Source organism: Bdellovibrio sp. CKG001, assembly GCF_055397465.1.
The window spans coordinates 2,935,627-2,960,578 of record NZ_AP029173.1 but is presented as its reverse complement, the minus strand read 5'-3'; the positions used below and the strand labels follow the sequence as shown (position 1 = coordinate 2,960,578).

General features: G+C 50.4%; 23 protein-coding genes. 16 read left to right on the top strand and 7 right to left on the bottom strand.

The annotated features are described in order from the left end of the window. Positions 1-109 precede the first annotated feature (109 nt). Complete coding sequence (locus ACZ50P_RS14000; RefSeq protein ID WP_464118305.1) at positions 110-892, top strand: DUF5602 domain-containing protein; 783 nt, start codon at positions 110-112, stop codon at positions 890-892. Here the strand turns inward: ACZ50P_RS14000 and ACZ50P_RS13995 are convergent. Both ACZ50P_RS13995 and ACZ50P_RS13990 read right to left on the bottom strand, forming a co-directional pair. Then, complete coding sequence (locus ACZ50P_RS13995) at positions 846-1,634, bottom strand: hypothetical protein (protein ID WP_464131865.1); 789 nt, start codon at positions 1,632-1,634, stop codon at positions 846-848. The genes ACZ50P_RS14000 and ACZ50P_RS13995 overlap by 47 nt on opposite strands. A gap of 7 nt (positions 1,635-1,641) precedes the next feature. Further along, the gene (locus tag ACZ50P_RS13990) at positions 1,642-2,496 is read right to left on the bottom strand and encodes a hypothetical protein (protein WP_464131863.1); all 855 of its coding nucleotides are present in this window, start codon (positions 2,494-2,496) and stop codon (positions 1,642-1,644) included. Positions 2,497-2,693: 197 nt separating this feature from the next. Here ACZ50P_RS13990 and ACZ50P_RS13985 point away from each other — a divergent pair, with 197 nt between their 5' ends. From ACZ50P_RS13985 to ACZ50P_RS13975, 3 genes are all read left to right on the top strand, one after another. Continuing rightward, a complete protein-coding gene (locus ACZ50P_RS13985; protein ID WP_464118302.1) occupies positions 2,694-3,446 on the top strand; it encodes an RNase H family protein in 753 nt (250 codons plus the stop codon). 5 nt (positions 3,447-3,451) lie between these two features. Beyond that, positions 3,452-4,228: an SDR family NAD(P)-dependent oxidoreductase gene (locus tag ACZ50P_RS13980; protein WP_464118301.1), complete on the top strand. Its 777-nt coding sequence runs from the start codon at positions 3,452-3,454 to the stop codon at positions 4,226-4,228. Between the two features lie 136 nt (positions 4,229-4,364). After that, a complete protein-coding gene (locus ACZ50P_RS13975; RefSeq protein WP_464131861.1) occupies positions 4,365-5,138 on the top strand; it encodes a substrate-binding periplasmic protein in 774 nt (257 codons plus the stop codon). Here the strand turns inward: ACZ50P_RS13975 and ACZ50P_RS13970 are convergent, their stop codons facing one another. The 3 genes from ACZ50P_RS13970 to nadB are packed head-to-tail and all read right to left on the bottom strand — an operon-like array spanning position 5,139 to position 8,233. Continuing rightward, positions 5,139-5,729, bottom strand: coding sequence for a hypothetical protein (locus ACZ50P_RS13970; protein ID WP_464131860.1), 591 nt, complete (start codon positions 5,727-5,729; stop codon positions 5,139-5,141). It abuts the gene before it with no gap. Continuing rightward, positions 5,729-6,580: an alpha/beta hydrolase gene (locus ACZ50P_RS13965; protein WP_464131859.1), complete on the bottom strand. Its 852-nt coding sequence runs from the start codon at positions 6,578-6,580 to the stop codon at positions 5,729-5,731. The genes ACZ50P_RS13970 and ACZ50P_RS13965 overlap by 1 nt, the downstream gene beginning before the upstream one ends. A 39-nt stretch (positions 6,581-6,619) precedes the next feature. Then, positions 6,620-8,233 (bottom strand): L-aspartate oxidase, encoded by a 1,614-nt coding sequence (gene nadB / locus ACZ50P_RS13960; protein ID WP_464131857.1) that lies wholly within the window; start codon positions 8,231-8,233, stop codon positions 6,620-6,622. A gap of 125 nt (positions 8,234-8,358) precedes the next feature. On the opposite strand from nadB, the gene ACZ50P_RS13955 reads away from it, so the two are divergent. The 12 genes from ACZ50P_RS13955 (at position 8,359) to ACZ50P_RS13900 (ending at position 21,766) form a co-directional block, all read left to right on the top strand. Further along, complete coding sequence (locus tag ACZ50P_RS13955) at positions 8,359-10,602, top strand: sensor histidine kinase (protein ID WP_464131855.1); 2,244 nt, start codon at positions 8,359-8,361, stop codon at positions 10,600-10,602. Then, positions 10,603-12,093, top strand: coding sequence for a diguanylate cyclase (locus ACZ50P_RS13950; RefSeq protein WP_464131853.1), 1,491 nt, complete (start codon positions 10,603-10,605; stop codon positions 12,091-12,093). Between the two features lie 9 nt (positions 12,094-12,102). Then, positions 12,103-13,302 carry an alanine racemase gene (gene alr, locus ACZ50P_RS13945; RefSeq protein ID WP_464131851.1) on the top strand — a complete coding sequence of 400 codons (1,200 nt, stop codon included), beginning with the start codon at positions 12,103-12,105 and terminating at the stop codon, positions 13,300-13,302. Between the two features lie 3 nt (positions 13,303-13,305). Then, complete coding sequence (locus tag ACZ50P_RS13940; RefSeq protein WP_464131849.1) at positions 13,306-14,133, top strand: MlaE family ABC transporter permease; 828 nt, start codon at positions 13,306-13,308, stop codon at positions 14,131-14,133. Then, positions 14,133-14,897: an ABC transporter ATP-binding protein gene (locus ACZ50P_RS13935; protein WP_464131847.1), complete on the top strand. Its 765-nt coding sequence runs from the start codon at positions 14,133-14,135 to the stop codon at positions 14,895-14,897. Before ACZ50P_RS13940 ends, ACZ50P_RS13935 begins: the two co-directional genes overlap by 1 nt. Next, entirely contained in the window at positions 14,894-16,270 is a 1,377-nt protein-coding gene (locus ACZ50P_RS13930; protein ID WP_464118291.1) for an MlaD family protein, read from the top strand. Before ACZ50P_RS13935 ends, ACZ50P_RS13930 begins: the two co-directional genes overlap by 4 nt. An 18-nt stretch (positions 16,271-16,288) precedes the next feature. Further along, positions 16,289-18,049, top strand: a complete 1,761-nt coding sequence (locus ACZ50P_RS13925) for a tetratricopeptide repeat protein (RefSeq protein ID WP_464118290.1) — start codon at positions 16,289-16,291, stop codon at positions 18,047-18,049. Further along, positions 18,049-18,702, top strand: a complete 654-nt coding sequence (locus ACZ50P_RS13920; RefSeq protein WP_464131845.1) for a hypothetical protein — start codon at positions 18,049-18,051, stop codon at positions 18,700-18,702. The genes ACZ50P_RS13925 and ACZ50P_RS13920 overlap by 1 nt, the downstream gene beginning before the upstream one ends. Continuing rightward, entirely contained in the window at positions 18,702-19,664 is a 963-nt protein-coding gene (locus ACZ50P_RS13915; protein WP_464131843.1) for a 3'-5' exoribonuclease YhaM family protein, read from the top strand. Before ACZ50P_RS13920 ends, ACZ50P_RS13915 begins: the two co-directional genes overlap by 1 nt. Positions 19,665-19,666: 2 nt before the next feature. Then, positions 19,667-20,173 carry a serine O-acetyltransferase gene (gene cysE, locus ACZ50P_RS13910; protein WP_464135218.1) on the top strand — a complete coding sequence of 169 codons (507 nt, stop codon included), beginning with the start codon at positions 19,667-19,669 and terminating at the stop codon, positions 20,171-20,173. A gap of 739 nt (positions 20,174-20,912) precedes the next feature. Then, entirely contained in the window at positions 20,913-21,539 is a 627-nt protein-coding gene (rpsD, locus tag ACZ50P_RS13905) for a 30S ribosomal protein S4 (RefSeq protein ID WP_464131841.1), read from the top strand. After that, on the top strand, positions 21,539-21,766 hold the full coding sequence (locus tag ACZ50P_RS13900; RefSeq protein ID WP_464131839.1) for a hypothetical protein: 228 nt from the start codon (positions 21,539-21,541) through the stop codon (positions 21,764-21,766). The genes rpsD and ACZ50P_RS13900 overlap by 1 nt, the downstream gene beginning before the upstream one ends. A 40-nt stretch (positions 21,767-21,806) precedes the next feature. On the opposite strand, the gene ACZ50P_RS13895 is transcribed toward ACZ50P_RS13900, so the two are convergent. Then, positions 21,807-22,313, bottom strand: coding sequence for a hypothetical protein (locus tag ACZ50P_RS13895; RefSeq protein ID WP_464131837.1), 507 nt, complete (start codon positions 22,311-22,313; stop codon positions 21,807-21,809). A 101-nt stretch (positions 22,314-22,414) separates the two neighbouring features. After that, on the bottom strand, positions 22,415-24,952 hold the full coding sequence (gene hrpB / locus ACZ50P_RS13890; protein ID WP_464131835.1) for an ATP-dependent helicase HrpB: 2,538 nt from the start codon (positions 24,950-24,952) through the stop codon (positions 22,415-22,417).

Sequence of the window (24,952 nt, the reverse complement as noted above, 5' to 3'; positions counted from 1 at the left end):
CTTTTTAAATTTGAGCCCAGATCCGTTCTGATTCCCGACAATTTTTCGGGATGAATCTTGTCTCAGATTGAGACGCGGATTTAGCTATGGTCAAACATGGGGGTTATTTATGAAAAGGTTTTCCTTCGCTTTTCTGATTTCATTCGCGCTTTCATCTATCGCACAGGCAGTCACGATCTGGGGGCCGCCAGTGGCTCTGGGGGGCGCCACTGTAAGATCCTTTGTTGAAGCCTCGGACACAGGGGAGCCTCTGGCTATTGGCGTGGCGTTTCCCCGAGAGGCATTGCAGGGACTTCCTGAGCACGAGCCGGGTCAGTATGTAGTGTCTTTGCCGACGGTGGTTTTCTTGCCACCTTACAATCACATTGTTTTAAACTGGATGCCGCATGGACATGAACCTGACAGTATATACGGCAAACCGCACTTCGATTTCCATTTCTATTTGATATCTCCGGCACAGCGAGAAGCCATCACCTGCCAGGGGGATGATCATGCCGTTTGCATGCAGATGGCTCCCGCAAATCAGATTCCACCGTTTTATGTGCCAACACCAGAGCCAGTTCCGCAAATGGGATGGCATTGGGTGGACCCGCGTTCGCCGGAATACAACGGGCAACCGTTCACAAGTACCTTTATCTACGGATTCTATGGCGGCAAAATGAACTTCCTGGAGCCCATGATCACCCAAGAGTTCATCCAGACAACCACTGCTTTTGAAAGTCCCATTCCCATGGCCGAAGCTGTCGCGGAAACAGGATATTATCCAGCCCGCTACACGCTGGAGTATAATGAAGAACTGGGTCTGCACATGATCACGATGAGGGATTTAATCAAAAAAGAGGCTGCTAAAGAGCAAACACCTTCTGGCAGGAAACTGCGCGCGGGGAATTGATCAGGCGAGCTCCGTAAAGGCGAGCCAGGGGGCTTGCGGATTTGAGATCCCACAGACGGGAAACCTCATCAGCGAAGTGAGTCCCCTTTGTTCTGCTTTCTTTGAGGGCTTCATCCAGAAGGTGAAGCCATACCAGGGCCTTCTTTCGCTCTTGCAGCCATTCAGCGCGGGTTTTCGGAGCATAGGATTCCCCCGCCAGTGGAGCTATGAATTCCGGGCTAAAATTGAAGAACCCCAACGAGGACACGGCCTTATAGGGCTTTACAGCGAACTCCACTTGATCGTCGATCAGAATGGTGCGAGCGGGATGGGATTCGGGCATCACTAGCGCCAGATCTTTTTTGTTGCTTTTGGAAAATCGGATGGTCTCGTCTTGAGACACCACCTTCAGATGTTCCTTGGAAAATACACGATAAGCAATGTCCCGCAAAGACCGACCGTCAGATAAATGCACTTGCTCCAGTAAAGCTTCATTGCGGGATCTGTCTCCGCCGCTGAAGAAACTGATGCGCACTTCGGGATGGCGCAGAAGCAGGGTTTCAATCACCTCTGGTAAAAAATCCGTATAACGATAGGTTTTGCCTTCGACAGTGCGCTGTTGAGGGTCATTTTCGTTGGCATTTTCAATGGAATAAAAGGTTGTCCAGTCGATGTCGAAGACAATATCAACGGGAGGCGTGGCCAGAGAAATCCCGGGCTGGATGCACACAAATAATAAGAATGCTGCCAGCCAAAGCTTCATACGGTTCCTAGAAAACAAATGTTGCTGAGGCGTAGATCAAAGAGCTTTCCTCATCCAGCAATTTGACGTTGGAATCTGTGCCGTTGGGTCTGAGTGTGGAACCTGAGTTGGTGTGACCTGCGGCGATGTTGAAGGACGGGGAGATGTCATAGCCAATTTCCTGACTGAAGTCGAAAGAGTCTCTCATGACGTTCTGGTAGGACCAGGTGTTCATGTGAGTGAATGTGGCGGACAAGGCGATTCCCGATTCAAAGGAATAAGAAATGGAAACCATCTGAGAAGAGCTGTATTGTGTGTTCACGGCTCCATCCAGCGCAGTTTCATATTGGTGGAAGTTGCGTGTAACGCTGACGCCACCCAGGATGTCCAGTCCCGTAATGAGACGATCCGGGTTGATCATCAGGTCGCCACCGGCGGTGACCCCGGTCAGCAGGTTCTGTCTTTTATATGCATCTTTGGAAGTCGGGGCAATCATACCCACACGATAAGTGCCTTTGAAACTTTGGTTCAGATCAAAAGGTGCGCGACGCAGGGATACGGAGGTGTTGCTGAAGTCATCATTTTGGGCGTCTTTCAGGTCTTGCGAATAGCCCCCTTGCACGCGCAAGGAGAAATTGTTGGTCAGCTTCAAATTCAAACGGGCCAGATAGTCCATGACGTCGGACTGAGTGCCATCGTCATGGTTCACCAAATTGGTCGATCGGCTGGCGCTGACAAATCCACTCCAGCGGCGGCCGTCTTTCTTAGGGGCCTGGATGACAGAAGTGGGGGAGGTGACAGAAGCATTGTTATTGGCAAACACCGGTGCTGCCATCAGCGCCGTCAGTACAAAACCAATAAGGGGACGAATTGCAATAACCATAGCTTCTCCTCAGAGCTTAAAAAGCTCCTAAAGTCCTGTCCGTGAATATTGTTGCGAAGACGGTGCCAGTAATAAATTCAGCCTGGGCCATTATAAGCACACAGGACTGTCCAATGTTTAGCCACCAGCCCCAAAAGGGGCCGGCTTGAGAAACGGGTGGCCTTGACAGTCCCGGGCAACACGATGAGGATGATCGGGTGCAAAAACCGAGAGATTATATTCTGATTTATTCCGATGGTGCGTGTTCTGGAAACCCGGGTCCTGGGGGCTGGGGTAGCGTTCTGCTTTTCCCTGATAATCAAGTGCTGGAGCTGGGGGCGGGAGAATCCTCCACCACCAACAATCGCATGGAAATGACGGCCGCTCTGGAGGCCCTTCGTGCCGTGGCTCACTTGAAAATGCCGATTCATTTTTATACTGACTCGACATATTTGATCCGCGGAATCACGCAGTGGATCTTCGGCTGGCGCCGCAAAAACTGGCAAACCGCGGAGGGCGGTGAAGTTTCCAATCGTGATCTTTGGGAGGACATTTCTCAAGTGGTGGCGGCGCGTGGAGCTCAAGGGAAAATTGAATGGTTGTATTCCCGCGGGCACATGGGAACTCCGGGGAATGAACGCTGTGATCGCATTGCGGTGGCCTTTTCTAAAAAAGAATATATCCAGTTGTATCGTGGCGACCTGGAACACTATGGAATTGATCTTTTGAATGTTCCCACGAACACGGCGTTGCCGGAAATGAAGGGTAATGGCGAAAAGAAGAAAGAAGCCTTCAGCTATCTGAGCAATCTGGGGGGGCTGGTGTATCGTCATCGCACTTGGCCTTCATGTCAAAAGCGTGTCAGTGGCCAGTCGGGTGCCAAGTTTAAAAAAGCCATGTCCGCCGCTGAAGAAATCGAAATCTTGAAATCCTGGGGTCTGGGCCCTGGAACTGAAATCAAGGAAGGATAAGCACTATGGAAATCAGCAACAGACAAATTCTGATCACCGGAGCCAGCCGCGGAATCGGTCGTGCTTTTGCTAAGATGTGTGCCGAAGATAAGGCTCATCTGCATGTGGTTTTGCGTAAGTATGACGAGGAAATCGTTAAAGAGTTGACCGAGCTTGGTGCTAAGTCCGTCACTGTGCATGAAGCAGATTTATCCACGCGCGAGGGTGTTGATGCGCTGCTGGCGCAATTGGCGGAGGTGCCGGTGGATATTCTGTTTAACAACGCTGGGATGTTGACGGGCGGATTGATTGAAAAGCAGCCGATTGACGATATCTACAAGATGCTGCAGGTGAATGTGAACGCTCTGGTGCATCTGACGCATGGAATTCTGCCGGGCATGTTGAAAAGAAAACGCGGAAAAATCATCAATAATTCCAGCGTTTCGGCTTATATGCATTTTCCCTGTGCTTCGACTTATGCTGCCTCCAAGGCGGCCGTTGTGGCCTTCACAAACTGCATTCGTCTTGAGCTGAAGGATACCGGAGTGTCCACGCTGTTGCTCATCACGCCGGCGGTCCGAACCCGCATGTTTGATGAAGTCGAAAATCTTTATTCCAAAAACTTCGAGGTTCCTACGGACACTATTTCACCAATGAAGTATGCCCAGGTCATTCGTGAAGCGATCTTGCATGATCTGGAAGTCGTGGAACCCTCGGGTTTGACCGGTGTGGGGCTGAAAATTGCGAAGATGGCCAAGCCTCTTTTTGAGATGGAAGTTCTTCGTCGCTTTAAGCGCTCTTGATGCTCGCAAGGCCTCTGTAAATCTTAAGAGTCTGTAACTTTCTTAAAACCTTACTCAAGGTTGCCGAGAAGAGGTTAGGATTTGAGAGATGATGTTGCCGAGGCTGTTTTTTTTCTTTTTGTTATTGGCGTTTCTTGTGCGCGAAGTTCCTGCGCAGGATAAAGAGGCTGTCAAAAGATCCGCGACCTGCACGCGCCGTTACCTTGTGGATATCAGTGATTTTGAACCCCTGGCGATTCGCAAGAATGGCCGTCTGCAGGGGTTGGCTCATGATCTCACCGTCGAACTTCAAAACCGTTTGGGCTGCACCTTTATTGAGACGGAGCGTTCGATGCCGGTGGGGATTGAGAATATGTCCCGTGGCCGCTCTGATATTGTGTTGTTAGGGGCCGAGCAGTCGGGTTATGCCAAAGGGGGACACTTCGTTCGCCTTTATACCAACTATCGTGAAATGCTGGTGGCGCAAAGCAGCCATCGACCAGACTGGAAAATCGAAGACTATCTTCAGGATAAAAAGATCAAGTTTGCGCATCTTATCGGTGGCTGGAATATGATCGACAAAGAGCAGGAAGAGCAGCTTTTGAAAGAAGGCCGTCTGTTGGGTACACCGGGCCCCGAGGGAGCTTTTCATCTGCTGAAAGCCGGTCGTGTGCAGGCGGTTCTTTTTTCTGGAATCGTCAATTCACATCATATTGCCAAACTAAAAATGGAAAAACTGGTGGCGCGGGTGGAGGACCCTTCTGTGCGGGTCGAGATTGGGGCTTTTATATCAAAGCGCCGGGTCAGTCAGCAGGAACGTCAGTTGCTGGAAAAAGCTTTCGATGAAATGAAAAAAGATGGGAGTTTCCTCCGCATCTTTTCAAAGTACGTCAGTCCTGAAGAGGCCCGACATCGAATAGAATCGAAATAATCACGGTTTGATCGTCAGTGTTCCTGAGCCCACCGGACCCGTCATGGTGACCTTCATCTCTTTGCTTTCAATCGAAAGCATTGGAACCGGGAAAGTGAAAATATAAGGCGTGGCAAAGCGATTGTGGAAGGGATAGATCCCTTGAATTTCCGCCAGGGGAAGCTTCACACGAGTGGCCTTGCCTTCAAAGCGGCGACCATCGACATCCAGGAAAATTCTCCACATCGTGGTGTCTTTGAAAAGATCGTCGTTCTTTCTTTCCGGAGTGAAGAAGCTGACAAAGAATTCTGCCTGTTTGCTCAAGCGCTGTTCAAATTTGATCTTTTCTTCCTGATACTTGCTGTCACTCCATTGATACAGACGCACGTTCTGATCCAACTGGGCCGCGGCCACTTTGGAATTCAAGGCAACGCCTTCAACATCCAGAACATTATAAAAACCGGAATAGCTGCGGATCTTGTCAGCGTGCTGTTCCAGAACTTCCATGTATTGATCCGACGTGCGCAAGGTGCGGCCGGAAGGAGTGACTTCGTAAGTTGTGGCACAGGCTGAAAGAAGGGTGACAAGGATAAGACTGAAAAGTTGTTTCATTACTTGGACTCCAAAAAACCGTCGAGAAACTTTTTGATATCCGCAAAAACTGTTTGGCGGATGGTATCGTTGATCAGCTCATGCTTGGCATTGGGATAAACGAAGAGTTCTTTTTGAGAACTTCCCAGATGCTCATACAAAGCTTTGGTGGCCGCCGTGCTGATCACCGGATCGGAATCCGAAACAATCACCAGAGCAGGTTTTGTTAATTGATTGGCGCGGGGATTGACGTAATCAAACGACTCCAGGAAGCCCAGGAAAGCACCCGGGGACACGCGCGTGTGGCGAAGGGCATCCTGTTCATATTCGCGAATCACATCCGGATCACGTGTCAGCATGTCGTTGGTCAGCTCGTTCCCCATTGTGATCTGCGGCAGAATCTTATTCAGCAGACCTGCTCCGGCGGATTTAAACGCCGGTACGGGAACTGTCAGTCCCAGCAGTGGAGCGCTGATCACCATAGCTGTGAAATCAATATCAGAGTTTTGCAAAAGAGTTTTTAGCTGAATCAATCCGCCCATAGAGTGGCAGTACAAAATCACCGGCCCTTTGCGAACTTTTTCCTGTTGCAAAACCATGTTCAAAAAGATTTTGTAGTCCCTGCAGTAGTCGTCAAATTCCGCAACGTAGCCGCGACGTCCCTCGGATCGACCGTGACCGCGCAGATCCCAGCCATAGAAGCTCCACTTGTCATTTTCGAACGCCTTGATCAGGCGGTGATAAGACTCGGAATGTTCACCATGGCCATGAGTGATGATGACCGTTCCGCGCGCTTCGGGATTGTCCCAAATCTGGAAGAACAAATTGATGTCTTGATAGCCTTTAAAGAAACCTTCAGATCTTTTGTACATACTGTCTTAGCTTGCCGCGACCCCACCCACACGGGCAAGTCAATTCAGGCCTCGAACGACGATTGTATCCTGAGCGGTCTTGCTCTTTTCTGGATAGTCGAGGTTGTAATGGATGCCTCTGGACTCATGTCGACGAAGAGCACATTCCACCGACAGGTCGGCAACGATCGCAATGTTACGCAGCTCTAAAATGTCTGAATGAATTTTCATGTTGGAATAATATTCTTTGGTCTCTGAAAGAATATTTTTAAGACGATGCTGGGCGCGTGCCAGACGTTTGTTGGACCGGACAATGCCCATATAGTTCCACATCAGGCGACGGATTTCGTCCCACATATGATTGATCACGATCATCTCGTCATCGTTGGATTCCTGAGGATGAGTCCAGGGTTTGGGCTCTTTTGCGTACAAGGAGTAAGAGTTCCAGTGCGCTTTAATTTCTTCAGCGCAATTGTGAGCTGTTGTCAGGCATTCCAATAAAGAATTGGAAGCCAGGCGGTTGGCTCCATGCAGGCCGGTGCAGGCGGTTTCACCGATGGCCCAAAGGCCGGTGATGTCCGTGCGCCCGGTCACATCTGTCAGGACGCCACCGCAAAGATAGTGAGCGGCAGGAACCACCGGAATGGGTTGTTTGCTCATGTCGATGCCGAATTCTTCGCATTTGTTGAAGATTGTCGGGAAGCGCTGTTTAAGGAACTCACGATCCAGCTTGGTCATGTCCAGATAGACACATTCCGCGCCGGTCTTTTTCATTTCTTTATCAATCGATCGGGCCACCACATCCCGCGGAGCCAGTGAGCCCAGTTTGTGATACTTGTGCATGAAGGCATTGCCTTGGGCGTCCACCAGTTCTCCACCTTCGCCACGCAGGGCTTCGGAGATCAGGAAGTTGCGGGATTCGCGGTGGTACAGGCAGGTCGGATGAAACTGCATGAATTCCAAATTGGCGATGCGTGCCCCCACTCGGTAGGCCATGGCAATGCCATCACCGGTAGCTCCGCTCCAGTTGGAGGTGTACAGATACACTTTGCCGGCGCCTCCGGTGGCTAGGATGGTGTTTTTTGCTATAAAAGTATGCACTTCGCCGGTTTCTTTATTCAGGGCATAGCTGCCCACACAGGTCACCGGGGTCATGTCCGTGGGGTCGACCTCTTTGTTGACGATAAGGTCGATCGCATAGAATTTTTCCATCAGTGTGATGTTCGGATTTTCCAAGGCACGAGCCAAAAGCGTGCGGTGAATTTCCAATCCGGTTTGATCTTCGAAGTGAAGGATGCGTCGCTTGCTGTGTCCGCCTTCGCGCGTCAAATCGATTTCGTAGGTCTCTTTGGTGCCTTTGCGACGAACGTCAAAATGGACGCCCCAGTTTGTTAAATCCTTAATCCGTTCAGGGGCTTGCTCTACATAATCGCGAACCACAGTTTCTTTGCAAAGACCCGCTCCGGCCTCCAAAGTGTCCTGAACATGAGACTCAAAACTGTCTTCCTCGGACATCACGGCCGAGATCCCCCCTTGGGCCATGGCCGAATTGGTGCCGCCCGCGCTTTCTTTGGCGAGGACGACGACTTTTCCTTTTTCAGACAGCTTCAGCGCCAAAGCCAATCCAGCAGTGCCAGAGCCGATAATCAAAACGTCGCAGCGGTGAGTACTCATAGTGAGGATCTTCTACTCCTTTTAGTGGCATTTGCAAAGGACTCTTGCTTGATTCTTACCAGTTTCTAAAACTACAATGAAATCAAAGGTATCTCGTTCATTTTTCCAGGGAAGGAACTGCCTCAATGAAAGTTAAACTCATCGTCGTTCTGATTGCTGTGGCGGCGCTGTTTATCAGTGCTGTTTTGTGGCGGACCGATAGCTTCGTCTATGGTGATCGCATGAGTTGGGTCGAGGCGCAGACACGCACGCAGTTGGGGGCCATCAATCATTCTTTGGCGGTGGAGCTAAAATCCCTGCAGCGGGTGGTGGCGAATCTGAATGCCGACAACTTCCAAAAGGGAAAAATGAACTGGAATTCATTGGCTCCCTATTACGCGGTGGGGGCTTTCTCGGTGCGTGGCAATGAACTTGATCCGCAGGCTTTGTCTGTGCGTGAAAATTCCAAAGCTGCCAACTGGAGCAAGGAATTCATCAAAGCGGCTATCGGTAATCTGACAGGTCGAAGTGGTGACGAGCGCTTTTATGTGAAACCTTTCCAGGACGCGCAGCGCGGCCGTTATGTGGCACTGGTGTTCATTGAAGGCTCCCGTGCTTATGCTTTGTTTGGCTCGGGCGAAATTTTCCAATCCATGATCGATGCACAAAAAGGCAGCCTGAGCGCGTTTTCGATCGTCACGTCCTCGGGTCTGACCGTGGGGCATTCGGTGCCTGAGTATCTGGGCACGGTGATGCGCGATGATCCTGTTTTCCAGGAAGCACAAAAAAGCGGTTCATCCCACGGCAGTTCTGTTTTCAAATTGAAATCCGGTCAGGAACTTTACGGCATGTATGAGTCCATCCCGCAAAGCAATCTTCTGGTGTTGAGCTCGGCTCCGCTGAAAGAGGCCATGAAGGGGCGCAGCGGCTTGTGGTGGCAGTTCCTTCTGCTGGGGGCGGGACTTGTGCTGGTGGGAACAGCGGCGGCCCTGTGGGTGATTTCCCCGGCGGAAAAGGAAATTGAAAATCTGGAGCACGCGCTGGCTGAAGCCAAGGCCAAGCCGGCACCAGCACCTGTGGTTGAAAAAGTTGTCGCTCAAGATCCCGAAATTGCCCACAAAGAACGCCTGAATGCCGCCACTCGTGTGGCGTCGGCACTGGCGCATGAAATGCGCGGACCGTTGGCTTCGATTCTGGGCTATTCACAGATGATTCTGGCAAAGCATCCGGATAGCGAAGTGGTGCAAAGCACGGAATCCATCTTGCGTGAAACCCGTGCGGCCCGCAGTGTGCTGGATAAACTTCTGGGTTATGCCGGAGAAGAAGTGAAAGAGAAAAACGCCGTCCGTGTCGAAGGTCCCGTGGTGCGTGCCTTGAAGGAAATGGACAGTCTGCTTTCGCAAAAAGGCGTGAAAGTGATCAAGAACTTCCAGGATGCCTTTGCCAAGGACATGGATGTGGATGCCGTCACCAAGGCGTTGGTGAATATCTTGACCAACTCTGTGGAAGCCATGGAGCGCATGGCGAAAAAGGAAATCAAACTGGATATTTTCGAAGATGAGCGTGGAACTCATCTGACCATTGAAGACTGCGGTGAAGGTATCGATGCTGCCAACATTGAAAAAATCTTTGATCCGTTCTTTACGACCCGCTCGTTCCAGAACCACATGGGACTGGGATTGTCAGTGGCCTTCGGGATTTTAAAAGAACACAACGCGGAAGTGCGGGTGGAATCCCAGCGTGGTCAGGGAACCAAGGTGATGATCCTGTTCAGAAAGACCATGGGTGTGCCGGTGATGCAGGCGCCAGTGGCCCCGCAACCGGAAGTTCAGGAAGAAGTGATCGTGATGCAGGATCTGCCAAGCTTAAAGCTGGAATCCGAGCACCGCGCCGAAGCTGTGGCAAACTTCGAAGAATCCCAGCAACCGGCAGTGGAGGCGGCGCCGGCGTCGCCTTTGGATGTGAACATCGACAACCTTCTGGAAGAGTTGCCAGAGGTGGCGGAAGTCAAGCCTGCTGAAGAAGCGGCCCGCCCCGAAGTCACAACCAAAAAAGTTGTGAAGAAGATGAAAGTGAAAAAACAAGTCCCTGCGGCGGAAGATGAACTGACGTTCATTGATGGCTTTATGGGAGATCAGGCAGTTCAGGAAGAAGAGGTTGAGGTGGAAGTCGAGGTTGAAGAGGAAGTCTCTGTGGCGGCCGAGGAAATCAAAGCCACTGCGGTAAAAGCAGAACCTGCGGCGGGTGCAAGCCTGGCAGAGATGGATGCCATGGATGATGAGCTGACGCCAGTGAACTTTATTGTTCCACCCAAAGCGGCAGCTCCGGTCAAAACCTCGAAACTGGACAGTTACCACGTTGAAATTCGTCGCCCTGGAAAGAGGATCTAATTGAACATTCGCGACTATAGTTCTCAATTTACGGTTTTTGTCTTCACCACGGACGTGGATATTGGAGCTTCTACGAAAGTTTATCTTTCGCAGGCGGGCTATGATGCCTATTTCTTCCAGGACCCCGAAACGCTGGAACAAAGACTTAAAGAGAACGCTCCCCATATTTTGATTTTCTCCACGGCCGCCTTGGGGGGCAGTCTGAGTGATTTCGTCACGTTGGTGCAGAAGATCAACGAAGAGATCCGTTTTATCGCGGTCAGCGCCATTGGTCAGTTTGATATCCTGGCGCAGTATAACGAGCACGGCTTTGTGGATGTGATTTCCGACGAGCCTGTGGCTTTGGAATCACGTCTGGTATGGGCGGTGGATCGCGCCTGTGAAAAATTGTATCTGACTTATCAGAACGAGCAGCTTTTTGATGATTTGAATGCCACCAAAGCGCAAATGGATCAGGTTCATGAAGCCGCAGTCAAAAGTATGAAGCAGGCCGAGGCGGAAAAGACCCCGGCACCGGCTTTGTCGACCCGAATCGGCGATTATCGTTCGGCACAAAGCAAAGAGGATCTGATTCAAAAGTATCTGAATCATATTCCCGGCAACTTGTGTGTGTTCTTTAAGTTTCTGCCTTCTGTGCGTTCGTTTGTTGCAACTCATGCCAGTGGAATCCCGGCCTCGGACATCCAGGGTGTGGGTGTTCAGCTTGAGTCGGCTGATATGAAAGAGCTGAGCGGTCAGATGGCCGTGGGCCTTTTGCCGCCGCGTTTTTCAGAGATGCTGGTCGAAGCCTTCCGATTTAATCCTCCTAAAGCTTTGCCATTGTATGCGCACAGTTCGTTGGAAGGTGTTTTTGTTTATTCCGGCAATTTGCCAACGGATGAAGTCACAAAGATGGGCGAGGAGTTTTCCCTGCTGTCCTTGTGCTATTCAAATTTTGCCCTGGAAAAGAAGGTGGATGCGCTGGAGGTTACGGATTTCGTGACCGAGGTTTATAACCGCAATTATTATCAAAAGGTTCTGGGGGATGAAGTGTCCCGGGCCCGCCGTTTGAAGCAACCCCTTTCGGTTGTGAAGATCTCCATGGATGATTTTTATGAGATCGAGTCATCTTTGGGTGAAGCGGTGAGAGATGAGTTGCTAAAAGGCGTTGCCACGATCATTTCTAAGACAAGTCGAACGAATGATGTTACCTGCCGTACTGGAGCCAATGAGCTGGCGATGATTTTGCCACATTGTCCGAAGAAGGGGGCGGCCCTGAGAGCGGAACGGGTGCGAAGAATTATCGAAAGCACCTCGTTCTTGGATAACGGAATAAAAGTTTCCGTCAGCTTGGGTGTCAGTGAGTATCCGTCGTTGTGTGATTCCGCCAAAACTTTGGATGAGACCGCGACCAAGGCCTTGTTACATATCACGGACAAGGGCGGAAATAAGATATGTTTGTATAAAGCCCCTGAAACTCACCGTCCCGAGTTTGAAGTGAGCGCAGAATAGAGATTAAGAATGGAAATGTACCGACGCACCTTTGCGGAAATCAACCTGGATCATCTTCAGCACAACATTCAGGTGCTGCAGCGGTCGTTCCCGCAAGTGCCTTTTTTGTGTCCGATGGTGAAGGCCAATGCCTATGGCCATGGGGACGTGCAGTTGGCGCGCTTTCTGGAAACTCTGGGAATTCGTCATTTGGGTGTCTGTCTGATTGAAGAAGGTTTGCTGCTAAGAAACTTCGGTGTGAAGGCCGAGATTCTGGTCTTTCGCGGTTTTGATCGCGAAGGTGCGGAAAAGATTCTTCAGTACAATATGACCCCGGTAGTGACGTCGTGGGAGCAACTTGATTACCTGGAAGACGCGGCGACGGGGCCTGTCGGGATTCATTTGAAGTTTGATACCGGCATGAATCGTTTGGGATTTCGTCCGGAAGAAGCGCAAAAGCTTTTTGATCGACTGTGGCAGAATAAAAAGATCCGCCTGAAAGCATTGGTGACCCACTTGTTTAACGGTGAAGATGCGATGGACCCTCAGGGTTTTAGCGCGACTCAGTTGCGGGCACTTCATAAAGTCAGTGAGTTGTTCAAACCATTTAATATTTTCTGTCATGCTTTAAACAGTGCGGGGATTTTAAGCGCCATGCTGTTGCGGGATCAGGGGGCGTCGGCGGACCATCCGATGTTCCTGCAGAACTGGGGCTTGCGCCCGGGCCTTTTGATTTATGGTTACAACCCGCTGGTACAGAAAAACTTCGGGGACCTGAAGCCGGTCATGAGTTTGAAATCACACGTGGCAACCTATCGGCACCTTCGCATCGGTGAAACGGTTTCTTATGGTGGCACCTGGAAGGCCCCGCGCGAGTCCGTTATTGCCGTAGTTCCTATTGGATATGCTGACGGTTATCATCGTATTCTGTCCAATCAGTCTTCGGTTTTATTTGCGGGGCAAAGAGTTCCTTTGGTTGGCAATATATGTATGGATTATCTGATGCTGGATGTGACAGATGTTGTGCAGGGGCGGGACTTGAAGCAGTTTAAAGACCAGGAAGTGACCTTGTTTGGTTACGGATCTGATGGTACTTTCCTGTCCCCGGAAGAGCTGGCTGCGCAGGCGCGGACCATTACCTGGGAAATGCTGACCAGTGTGGGGGAAAGGGTGCCTCGTGTTTACACGGGGGCCGCCGCGGGTTTTATTTCGGAAGAAGTTGGAGGTTAAATAATGACTCTGTCGCAAAAACTGTACAGAGCCGTGTTTGGGTTGGGACGGTACTTTATGGGTACTGTGTCGGGCCTTGTGACCTCGACAGGCAGAATTATTCTGTTTTTCAATGAAAGCATCCGGCTGATTTTCGCCAAGCCTTCGCGTTTTGCCGAAATCATTCGCCATATGGAGTTTATCGGAAATCAGTCCATTGGCATTATTTGTCTGACCGGTGGTTTTACGGGTCTGGCGCTTTCGTTGCAGTTGTATCTGGGTTTTAAGCTTTTTAATGCTGTGAACATGGTTGGTCCGACGGTCGCTCTGGGGATCACGCGTGAGCTGGGGCCTGTATTGACAGGATTGATCGTGGCGGCTCGTGCCGGTGGTGCGATGGCGGCAAGATTGGGAACCATGCGCGTGAATGAGCAGATTGATGCTTTGGACGTGATGGGTGTGAACACCAAGCAGTACCTTGTTTCGCCTCGCTTGGTGGCGGCTTTTATTTGCATGCCTTTGCTGGTCGCTGTTTTTGACTTTGTGGCGATGTTGGGAAGCTGGTTCCTGTGTGTGAAAATGCTGGCTTTGGACGAGGCCGTTTTCTGGCAGAAGATTGCCGACTTCATTGAAATCCGTCACATCAACGAAGGCCTTATCAAAGGTATGATCTTTGGTGTTTATTTTGCGCTGATGTGTACATACCGCGGATTCAATACCACGGGCGGAGCCAAAGGGGTGGGAGAGGCCACGAATCAAGGAGTCGTGCAAAGCATGGTCGGAATTATTATCCTGGATTACTTTGCAACCAATCTGATCCGCTTGTTCTATAGTCTGGTGGGGATTACATAATGGCGATTGAATCAGCAATTTCATTACGCGATGTGAAGAAGTCCTTTGATGGCGGGCATGAGTTCGTGCTTAAGGGCATCAATCTGGAAATCCCCAAAGGCAGTCTGACTGCGATCATTGGTTTTTCCGGGACCGGAAAAAGTGTGATGTTGAAGCATCTGCTGGGATTGTTTAAGCCGACCTCCGGTACGATTGAAGTGCTGGGGACGGATCTTTCGACCTTGTCTCCGGATGAACTGACCAAGTTTCGTTGTAAGTTTGGAGTGTTATTTCAGTCGGCGGCTTTGTTTGACGATATGACGGTTCTTGAAAACGTCTGCTTCCCCTTGCAGGAGCATCGTCGGGATTTGAAGCCCGCACAAGTCCTTCGTATAGCTGAAGAGAAGCTTCATCAGGTCGGTTTGGAGTCCAAACATTATGGCAAACTTCCAAGCCAAATCAGTGGTGGTATGCAGAAAAGAACAGGCCTGGCCCGAGCTCTCGCCCTAGATCCAGAAATTCTGATCTATGACGAGCCGACCACGGGTTTAGATCCCATTCTGACTGAAATGGTGGATAATTTGATTCTGAGTACTCATAAGTTAAAGCAGGGCGTAACTTCCATCATGGTGTCCCATGATTTGTCCGCCGCATTTAGGATTGCCGACCATATCGCGATGTTGGATAGTGGCCGGGTTCTGTTATTTGGTACTCCAGAGGACTTCTTCAACACCGATATTGAACTGGTGAAGAGGTTCGTGAATAAAGGGATGAAACATCAATGAATTGGCTTCGCGCAGCTGAATTTAAAGTTGGATTAATGGTGATTGTGGTGGGCTCTCTCATCGCGGTCATGTCTATGCAGGTCAGCGACGATCCATCGTATCTTGGCCGGTCCAAAAAAGCCTGGTTCCTTCTTCCCAATGCTGGCGGACTGGTGAAAAACTCCGCAGTTCGTTCCGCAGGTATTCCTGTCGGTGTTATTAAAGACATCCGTTTGCAGGACGGGATGGCCCGTGTGGATATCACTTTGAAATCCGACATTCCGCTGACAACTTCAGCCGCCATCGAAATTAAGGCCCAGGGGATTTTGGGGGATAAGCACGTGGAAGTGTATCCCGGATCTCCGACGGATCCTCCTTTGGAAGACAATGCCCAGATCCTGAGCATTCGTGAAGGTGGCAATCTTGAAAACCTGATGACTCAGGTTTCTGAAGTGACTTCTTCGTTGAAGGAAGTGGCCCGCAATCTTCAGGAAGCGACCTCTGCGGATGGCACTCGCGCCCATGTTCTGGGCCGCATCGTGAAAAACATTGAGACCTTGACCGGTGATCTGGCGCAAATGACGACGGATAACAAGGAAAAGATTGGCGACATTGTGGATGATATCCATGATATCACGGCCAACCTGCAAGAAGTCATGAACGACAAAAGCGAATCGGGCTTGAAAGAAACCTGGAAGCGCTTGTCGAATTCTGTGAAAAACCTGGACGACATCACCACGCGTATCAACAAGGGTGAAGGCGCATTGGGTAAGCTGATCAGCGACGAACAAACTTCCGAGAACCTGACGTCAGCGATCGACGGCCTGGGCGGCATGCTGGATTCAGCCAACCGCATCCAGACAGCGTTTGATTTCCGCGGCGAATACCTGGGTGAAGTGGGTGCGACCAAGACCCATATCGGTGTGCAGATCCAGCCAGGGCTGGACCGTTACTATTATATTGGTGTGGTGGATGATCCTGCAGGTGTGGTTGAAACAACCCGCACTCAGATCACAGGTCCAGGGGCAGGGACGGTGGGTCCCGGTGATTACACTGAGAAGAAAACTTACGAGAATAGAATTAAGATCACGGCTCTTTTTGCTAAGAACTTCTGGGATCTGACCCTTAAAGGGGGCGTGATCGAAAACAACGGTGGTTTCGGTATCGACTACTTCTTCTTCCGCCGTAAACTGAAGTTCACTGCCGAGGCTTTCCAATTCAGCAATACAAATGTACGAAGTTCCTTGTCCTACACATTGTACCGCGGGATTTATATCACCGGGGGGATCAACGATGCGTTCGATCAGCAGGGAGCACGATCGGGTTATCTCGGAGCAGGTTTGTTCCTGACGAACGACGATCTTAAACTACTTCTAACCAAGGCGCCTTTTTAACATATGAACGGTGACAACGTGAGCAGCTCAGAGAAGAACTGGTTAGTAAAATCTTCCACGAGGATTCTTGGACCCTTCACTCTGGCTGAAGTCACCGAGCAGCTGCGCACTAAACAAATCTCGATCATTGATGAGGTTCGTCAGACCGAAGGTCGCTGGAGCTACATCCGCGAAAACAAGCTGTTCATGGATATCGTAAAAAACATTCGTGAAGAGCAGGACAGCAGCTCTGAGCAGACCATGACCCAGTCCATCGCTCATCATACGATGACCCGCACGGATGTACTGCCGATTTCTGATGAGATGACACTGACACCGACGCCAGTGCCCAATCTGGATCTGACTCCACCGCCGATTCGTGACATCAAGGATGTCACTCCGATTCCGCAAAGTCCGGCCAGCCGAACAACGGCCACGGCGACTGTCACCAAAAGCTACGGCGCCTCTGGCGACGCCCGCTTGCAGGACAAAATTCGTGGCAAATCCAACATCATGCGCTGGGCCCTTTTGGGTGCGGCAGTCGTGGTTGTCGGGGTGGTGTTTGTTGTACTGACCCAAAAAGATAAAAACAAAGCCATGGGATACGACGAGCTGATGAGCCAGGCTTTGCGTTACAAGTCCCTGGGCTTGTATGAAAAGTCCCTGGAAGCTTATCAACGTGCTTCCAAGTTGAAAGAACCGGACATGGAATCCCAGGTTCAGATGGCGACGGTGCTGATTTCTGAAGACCGTCAAAGTCTGATGGGTCGTCGTATTTTGGAGCGAGCCCTGGTGCAGGAAAATCGCAGCCGATCAGAAATTGTGGACGCTTATCTGGGGATTGCCGTTTCTTACATGATGGATGGTGATCTAAAGCAGGCGGAAGACACCTTACAAAAAGCCATCGGTCATGAGCCGTTTAATATTTCCGCCCTTTTGAATCTGGCGATCATCCAGCTTAAAAAAGGGAACTACGGCGAAGCCATGCGTGATTTTGATGCCATCTATCGCAAGAATCCCGCTTCTGTTCTGGCCTTGTTCGGGAAGGCCATGGCTTCTGTGGAATATGCCAAAACCTCCAACGATCCGAACTTCCTGAGCACTTTGGTTAACGACATCAAAGCCAACATCCAGAAAACGGGTTATCTGCGCCAGGAGCTTTTGTTGTTCCTGGTTTATGCACAAAGTTTGATGGGGGATGTGGACGGTGTGAACCGCGCTGTGGTGCAGTTCCTGGCGGAAATGCCCGGACAGGCCCGAAACTACATCCATCCATTGCAGGTGGAATGGCGCTTTACCCAGTGGGACTATCTGGAAAAATACTGTGCGGAGGCTTTCAAAAAGCAGCCACCTCATGCTGAACTCAAGGCTTTGCGCTCGATCTGTCTGATGGAAGTCAATCGTGATTCCGATGCTTCCAAAACCCTGCAGGAAGCCTTGGCTGAAGCTCCGAAAGATCCTTATGTGCTGATTACACAGGCCAGCTATCTTTCCAAGGTCGGTCGCTTGCCGGAAGCTCTGGCTATTCTGAAAATGCCCGAGCTGTCCCAGATTTCGGTTAAAAATTTGTTGATGGGTGACATCTGTATCATCACTCAGGATATGGCGTGTGCTCAGGCCGCCTACACTCACATCTATGCCAGTGACAAGCGAAGTGCTCCGACCTTGTATGGTCTTGCCTGGGTGATGATGAAGAGTAACAATCGTCCTATGGCTTATGACTATGTTCGCGCCGGTTTGCAGGCGGAACCCAACTATCTGCCTTTGCTGGAGTTGAGGGATCAACTGGAGTCTGAGTGATGAAGCGGTTCGTCCAGGCTTTAAGTATCTGGATGTTTCTTTTGTTGGGCGCCTGCACGAAGGAGCCCGGCTATCAGGTATCTGAATATCACGAAATAAAAGCGGACGACCTGCCTGAAGAGGTCAAAATTCCACGGCAGGCTTGGGACCTGATGGAATTTAAGACCTCGGCCGAAGGCGCTGCGGTGGTTTCCAAGAATTTGATCTTCTCGGAAGTGAATGTTTTCCTGGTCGAAAAGAATCCCGGTGTGGTCGAGGGGGAGGCGCTGAAAATCGCCCTTCCCAAAGGGGGTGGAACAGTTGATCTGTCCCGATTTATCACCGGAAAACGTGGCACATTCTATGTGGGCTTTGAGTTCCCGGCATTCACGGATGCGACCAACAAGAAAGTTCTGTTTGTCAGTAAAGCCCGCAAGCGCCGTATTGGCAGTGAAGTCTTTGGGGCTGGCTGCAATCAATTCTTTGATATTTCGAATGAGTTCTTTAAAAAGATGCAGGCCGAGGGTCTGAAGGTGAACAGCACACAGGAACGCCACTTGAGTGTGTTGGGCGGCAACTTCCTGTTTGCCGCGGAAAAAGGCACGGATGTCTATCTGGCCCAGGTGAAGTTCACGAACACTCAATTGCCCCAGTATTTCTGCGAGGAGCGCTGATGGAAAGACAAACAGTCCAGAGTCTTCAGGATAAATCAAATGTGGACTCTCTTTTTCTGGTGAAGGAAAAGAATGTTTCTGTCGGTAAAAACGGACGCCCTTTTATGGGTCTTCAGTTGGGTGATGCCACGGGCAGCATTGATGCACGTCTGTGGGACCGGGTCGATGAATTGTCGCGCGAATTTGAAGTGGGCGATATTCTGAAAGTGAAAGGTCTGGTGCAGATCTTTCAAAATCGTAAGCAATTGATCGTTCATCGCCTGGAGCGGGTGGAAAGTTCGACGGTTGACATGGCGGACTTCATCCCGGCAACGGCTCGTAATTCCGAGGATATGCTGGTGGAGCTGTTGCAGATGGTGCGAACCATGAAGAACGATTATCTGCGCCAGTTGGTGTTGGATACTTTAGAAGATCCCGAGATTCGCCCATTGGTTTTGCGGGCTCCGGCAGCCAAATCCATTCACCATGCGTGGCTGGGTGGATTGCTGGAACATATTCTTTCTATCTGCAAAATCATGGATTTTATGGGGACTCACTACAGTTTCCTGAATCGGGATTTGCTTTTGTTTGGGGCTATCTTCCATGACATCGGCAAGGTGTGGGAATTGTCGTATGACAACGGCATTTCTTATACGGACCGGGGTCGTTTGATCGGCCACATGCAGATCGCCTGTGAATTGATAGATAAAAAGTCCTCTCGCATTCTTGGGTTCTCTGAGGAACTGCGTGACATCTGCAAGCATATTATCTTAAGTCATCATGGCAAATTGGAATATGGATCTCCGAAGCGTCCTAAATTCCTGGAAGCGATGGTTGTGGCGATGGTCGATGATTTCGACAGTAAAGTGGCCACGGTAAAAACCATCATGGACAACGAGCGTGGCTCCGGGGAAAAGTGGTCCCGGTACAGTGAACTGTTTGACCGCTACTTCCTGCTCGACGATATGAATGAGAAATACTAGTGATGATGTCCCGTGTGTTGGAACTTCTAAAGACTTATAAGAACTATGATCCCGCCGCCAAATCGCTGTGGGAAATTGGTTTGCTGTATCCGGGGCCGAAGGCCATTGCCTTGCACCGAGTGGCTCATCACTTCTATATTTTGAAGTTGTATTTTTTGGCCCGTCTGGTGGCTGAAATTTCCCGTTGGTTGACGGGTATTGAAATTCACCCCGGGGCGACTTTGGGAAAACGCCTGGTGATCGATCACGGGTTTGGTGTGGTGATCGGGGAAACAGCGGTTATTGGTGATGACTGCATCATCTTTCACGGTGTGACTTTGGGGGGATTGAAGTTTGATCCGGTCAAACGTCACCCCACAGTCGGTAACAAGGTTCTGATTGGAACTGGTGCCAAAATTCTGGGACCGATTCATATCGGGGACGGAGCGATGATTGGCGCCAATGCGGTGGTGATTCGCGATGTTCCCGCCGGAGCAACGGTCGTAGGCCCCCTGGCCACGCAGAGATAACATCCTGCAGATTCTGTGAGTTTCCTTCTTATTTACGCTCTCGGTCAGGTTATTTCACCAATCTGGCCCTTGGTCCTGATCTTTATCCTGGCTTGGATAAGGTAAATCATTGGCCACAGTATTGAAGTGAAAAAGCTATTTATTTTCAAGTGCTTGCAGCTTTTGTTCATCGGACCGCTGTGGGGCGTAAAGCCTCTTTTTAAGTCCTGAATATTCTCATCCTATTTTCATGACCCAAATCTCACACTAAAAGCTTCGCATGCCGCTGCGCATCTCTGCGATACTAGAGGAGTTCTTAATCTAGGCGAAAGGAGTTCGGCTATGAAGCAGACAGAAGCAATCCAGACGGTACCAGCTTCGAACACCCATCAAGGGGAGAGCAGTGGAACAAGTGCTCCAGTTCGAAAAAGAAGTCGTCGTCGCCGTTTGGCCGGTTGGTAATTGACCAACCTTAGCCGGTGAAAAAGGCACACCCAGTGATTAGAAAGCAAATCCTGGCTGCCCCTTTTTGACCGGCTTTTTTTTTGCCCGCCTCAGAACCTCATCTGCTGCGTTGGGCGTTCGTCGGCGTACATAGAATTACGCCTTGATTTTTCTGTTTTCAATTTGTTTGCAGTCTCAGTTTCTTTTCAGTCGGTTTTCTTCGCGCTTTCAATCAAGTCTGTTTTTTATGAATTGCTGTTCTTTCTGTCAGAGTCCTTTTAAATCAACGACACGACAGTGAAGGATAAATTGATTTATGAACAGACAAGGTAAAACACCACGCTTTAAAAGACAGAGAAGACTCTTGACCGAACTTCCCGGTATGGGGAAGGCGGGCGCTCTGGAAAGACGCCCCTATCCTCCAGGTCAGCACGGCTTGCAACGCCGAAAGTACTCTGAATTCGCTTTGCAACTTGAGGAAAAACAAAAGCTGAGATTTCACTACGGACTGCGCGAAGAACAATTTCGCCGCTTGATTAACAAAGCCAAAAAGTCCAAAGCCACCAACTGGGTTGAAGCACTGGTGAATATTCTGGAAAAACGTTTGGACAACGTCATCTTCCGTCTGGGTTTTGCCGGAAGCATCCCAGCGGCAAGGCAGCTGGTTTCTCACGGCAAGGTTTTGGTGAATGGCAAGAAGGTGAACATCGGTTCTCAGGTGATCAAAGTGGGTGACAAGGTCGCGTTGACTCCTGAAGCCTACGAAAATCAAGTGTATCTTCAGGCGAAACAAACGCCGCGCCTGCCACTGCCGTCCTTCCTGGTGAAAGAGGATGTCGCTGGCAAAGAGCAGGGCCGTCTGACCGACGAACCCAATCTGGAAGCGGTTCCATTTGCTTTCGAACCAGGTTTGGTCATCGGCTTCTATTCAATGAGGGGCTAATGAAAACATCGAAGTTCATCGAGGCAGAGCAGATCGCATTTGAAGAAATCACTGAAAACTGGGTGGCCGTTAAGTTGGGTGATGAAAAATTCGTGATCGACATGGATACTTTGTACGATCTGACGTTTCGTTCCGCTTCTTTCCTGGCTTATCTGGAATCTCGGGAAGAACAGCAGGCCGCTGCATGCACCTGTGAATCTGTTCCCGCAGAACTGAAGGTTCACTAAAATGAAAAGGCCTCTTTTCAGAGGCCTTTTGCGAAGTCATCTATTTGTTTTTCGGACCTTTGGTGTTTTTGGCCAGAGGTTTTTTTGCAGTTACCTTCCAAGTGTCTTCTTTGACGGCCGTGAAAGGAACTTCCTTGGTTTCAGTCGGGAAGTCAGACATTGCCGGAGTTCGCTTGTCTTTAGCTCGCAGCTCTTCCCAGCCTTGCGCTAAGGTTTGACCTTTTTTATCCATGCCCTCTGCGGCGAACATTAACAGTACAGCCAGACCGCCCGCTGTTTTATCTTCGGCCGTTGTTACTTTGGCGACCCCTTCGGCTTTGTTGCCGTCCACTTTTACGTCTACAATTTCAACTTTGAATTTGGAATTTACAAGATTGACATACTCTGTCCAGACTTTGCTTTTTTCACTGCCCTTGAATGTTTTTGCCATCTGGTCGTGGTAGTTTTTTTCAATTACTTCCTTCGCTGCAGATCGGACTTTGGATTCCTGCCCACATGCAACTAAGAACGACAAAGAGATAGTCAACAATACGTACTTCAATTTCATGGATCCTCCAGCGCAGTGGCGCTGGAGGATTCTTCGGATTTAAAGAGGGGAACTTGACTCAAGAGTTCTTCAAGTTTCCATTTGTAGTCTCGCAATGAGATTTACTGCCGTCTTCGCCCTTTGGCTTCTGGAACTCCGTCTGCAGGGTCTTCGGGCCATTGGTGCTTAGGGTATTTGATACGCAACTCTTTGCGAACCTCCGGATAGCCATTCTTCCAAAAACTTTCCAGACTGGAAGTCACTTGCACCGGACGGAAATTCGGCCCCAGCAAATGCAGTGTCACGGGAATGCTTTTGTGCAGGACTTTCGGGGTTTCCATCAGGCCGAAGACCTCTTGAATACGCACTTCCAGATAGGGTGGTTTGTCCGGTGGATAGACCACACGAATTTTACTGCCGCTGGGAACCTCGATACGGTCGGGAACTTCCCTGCGCAGGGTTTGTGCGATCTCCGCAGGCAAGACACTTTCAAAGAAGAAACACAGATCTTTTTCCATCACCGGCTGCATTTTGCTTTCGCCCATGCAGGCTTGAGTCAGGGCCTCGACTTTCAACTTTTCGAAATCCACAGACAGCGGTTCATGCCGGTGCAGGAACTCAAGACGCTCCCACCAATGGGCCAGAGCTTCGTTGTTTTTTAGAACCAGATCAAACTTGTCGGTCAGAATCTGTGGAAGTTTTTCTGCGATCTCGGAGCTTGAGGCTGGAGTCAGGCTGGGTTCTTCCAGGGGCAGGCCGTACAGCGAGCGATATTCCCGGGCAAAGAACTGCCCCTTTTCCTCGATAAAGGAAACGTCCTTGGTTTTTTGAATGCCGTCTTTGAAAAGTTCCAGAATAAAGTCTTTGTCCGCGCCACTGGCCAGACTGACCATGGTTTCAGCGTCCGAGCTTCCCTCAACGCCATTCAAGGCGACAAAGAACTCAGAACTTTTCACCAAGGTTTCGTTCTGCAGTTTCACGCCCCGGCCTCCAACCATCAGGGCCCGTTCAGTTTTGCCGCGTCGTCGGCACAGACGATCGGCATAGGCTGTGAAGATGATTCGTTTGATTAAAGCCAGTTGTTGGTCTTTTTTCAGACCCTGGACTGAATTGGAGTCCTTTTGCAGGCGACGGGCCAAATCCAAAATCTGCCGCGCAGATTGATCCACAGTTTGCAGGGAATAATAATGGGCCCCAGGGGGCGCCTTCTTGCTGAAGCGGAACTGATGTAAGGTCTCCAGTCGCGCACTCAGATCGCACTCTAGATTGTCCCCCAGAAAAGCGCTTACGGCCTCTTTGCGCAGAATGTCCCGCTCTTGCAGCAGGGCGGCCATCTCGGAGGCCAATTCACTTGCGCCCAGATCCAGCCCCACCAGCATCAGCTTGGCCAGGCGAACAGGGAGAGGGAAGTGAAGAACTTTTCTTCCCAGAGCCGTGATCTTGTTGCTCTCATCGAGGGCTCCGGAAATGCGCAGATAGCGAAGAGCATTTTCGATAGCGACTTTCTGGGGCTTTTCATACCAACTGAAGGAATCAAAATCAGTCACACCCTGCGCACTGAGGAATAATAAACTTTCTGTCAGATCCACACGCTGGATTTCGGCCACTTCGGATTTTCCGAAAGACAGCTCATCCATCTTGTTCCACATGCGATAGCAAATCCCCGGGAACTGACGGGCCGCTCGACCTGCGCGCTGAATGGCGCTGGACAGGCTGATGCGTCCCAGCTCCAGACGGGAAAACCCGGTGCGATGATCCTGCTTCATATTCTTGGCAAGACCGGAATCAATCACCGTGTTCACGCCATCCAAAGTGACCGAGGATTCGGCGATATTGGTGGATAGAATCACCCGCTGCGCCGAGGACTTCTGTAAAGCTTTGCGCTGGTCTTCAAGGCTGAGTGAACCATGCAAAGGGATCAGTTCAATTGATTTGCTGTCTGCCCAGGTCTGCAAGGCCTCTTTGGCCCGGTCAATTTCACCGACACCGGGAAGGAAGACCAGGATGTCGTGTTTGGTATTGAGCTGTGCTTCTTTGACTGTCTGAACGACAGAATCAAAGAACTGTGGAAAGGTCTGTAAAACCTGTGAACCTTTTTGGTACCGGATATCCAGCTCAAATAATTTCCCCGGAACGCTGACGATCGGACAGTCGCCCAGGTAAGACGAGATCTTTTCTGCCTCCAGGGTGGCGGACATGACCAGAATTTTAATATCGCGACCCAGTTCCTGAAGTTCGCGCAAAAGCCCCAGCGCCAGATCCACATGCATGGATCGTTCGTGGAATTCATCCAGTATCACAAGCTCCACATCCGCCAGCTCTGGGTCATCAATCATTTGCCGGGCCAGCAGGGCCTCGGTCATAAATACCAATCTTGTTTTTGCGGAAGTCTTGTTGGCGAAGCGGACCTGATAACCCACCTCTTCGCCCACCGTCCACCCATTTTCCTCTGCGATCCGATGAGCAGCGGCAATCGCTGCCATTCGACGTGGCTCAAGGACGATGATTTTCTTTTTGGTGATTTGTAAAAGAGCCGGGGGAAGGCGCGTGGTCTTGCCGGCTCCGGGAGCAGCCGTGATGACCAGGTTTTGTCCCTGATTCATCAGGTTCTGAATTTCAGGAACAAAACTGTCGATAGGAAGACGCAGATCCTGAAGCAT

Bases quoted from the DNA above. Each gene is read 5' to 3' on its own strand.
- ACZ50P_RS14000 (WP_464118305.1), top strand. From the start codon at position 110: ATGAAAAGGTTTTCCTTCGCTTTTCTGATTTCATTCGCGCTTTCATCT.
- ACZ50P_RS13995 (WP_464131865.1), bottom strand. From the start codon at position 1,634: ATGAAGCTTTGGCTGGCAGCATTCTTATTATTTGTGTGCATCCAGCCC.
- ACZ50P_RS13990 (WP_464131863.1), bottom strand. From the start codon at position 2,496: ATGGTTATTGCAATTCGTCCCCTTATTGGTTTTGTACTGACGGCGCTG.
- ACZ50P_RS13980 (WP_464118301.1), top strand. From the start codon at position 3,452: ATGGAAATCAGCAACAGACAAATTCTGATCACCGGAGCCAGCCGCGGA.
- ACZ50P_RS13970 (WP_464131860.1), bottom strand. From the start codon at position 5,729: ATGAAACAACTTTTCAGTCTTATCCTTGTCACCCTTCTTTCAGCCTGT.
- ACZ50P_RS13965 (WP_464131859.1), bottom strand. From the start codon at position 6,580: ATGTACAAAAGATCTGAAGGTTTCTTTAAAGGCTATCAAGACATCAAT.
- nadB (WP_464131857.1), bottom strand. From the start codon at position 8,233: ATGAGTACTCACCGCTGCGACGTTTTGATTATCGGCTCTGGCACTGCT.
- ACZ50P_RS13955 (WP_464131855.1), top strand. From the start codon at position 8,359: ATGAAAGTTAAACTCATCGTCGTTCTGATTGCTGTGGCGGCGCTGTTT.
- alr (WP_464131851.1), top strand. From the start codon at position 12,103: ATGGAAATGTACCGACGCACCTTTGCGGAAATCAACCTGGATCATCTT.
- ACZ50P_RS13940 (WP_464131849.1), top strand. From the start codon at position 13,306: ATGACTCTGTCGCAAAAACTGTACAGAGCCGTGTTTGGGTTGGGACGG.
- ACZ50P_RS13935 (WP_464131847.1), top strand. From the start codon at position 14,133: ATGGCGATTGAATCAGCAATTTCATTACGCGATGTGAAGAAGTCCTTT.
- ACZ50P_RS13930 (WP_464118291.1), top strand. From the start codon at position 14,894: ATGAATTGGCTTCGCGCAGCTGAATTTAAAGTTGGATTAATGGTGATT.
- ACZ50P_RS13920 (WP_464131845.1), top strand. From the start codon at position 18,049: ATGAAGCGGTTCGTCCAGGCTTTAAGTATCTGGATGTTTCTTTTGTTG.
- ACZ50P_RS13915 (WP_464131843.1), top strand. From the start codon at position 18,702: ATGGAAAGACAAACAGTCCAGAGTCTTCAGGATAAATCAAATGTGGAC.
- cysE (WP_464135218.1), top strand. From the start codon at position 19,667: ATGATGTCCCGTGTGTTGGAACTTCTAAAGACTTATAAGAACTATGAT.
- rpsD (WP_464131841.1), top strand. From the start codon at position 20,913: ATGAACAGACAAGGTAAAACACCACGCTTTAAAAGACAGAGAAGACTC.
- ACZ50P_RS13900 (WP_464131839.1), top strand. From the start codon at position 21,539: ATGAAAACATCGAAGTTCATCGAGGCAGAGCAGATCGCATTTGAAGAA.
- ACZ50P_RS13895 (WP_464131837.1), bottom strand. From the start codon at position 22,313: ATGAAATTGAAGTACGTATTGTTGACTATCTCTTTGTCGTTCTTAGTT.
- hrpB (WP_464131835.1), bottom strand. From the start codon at position 24,952: ATGCTTCAGGATCTGCGTCTTCCTATCGACAGTTTTGTTCCTGAAATT.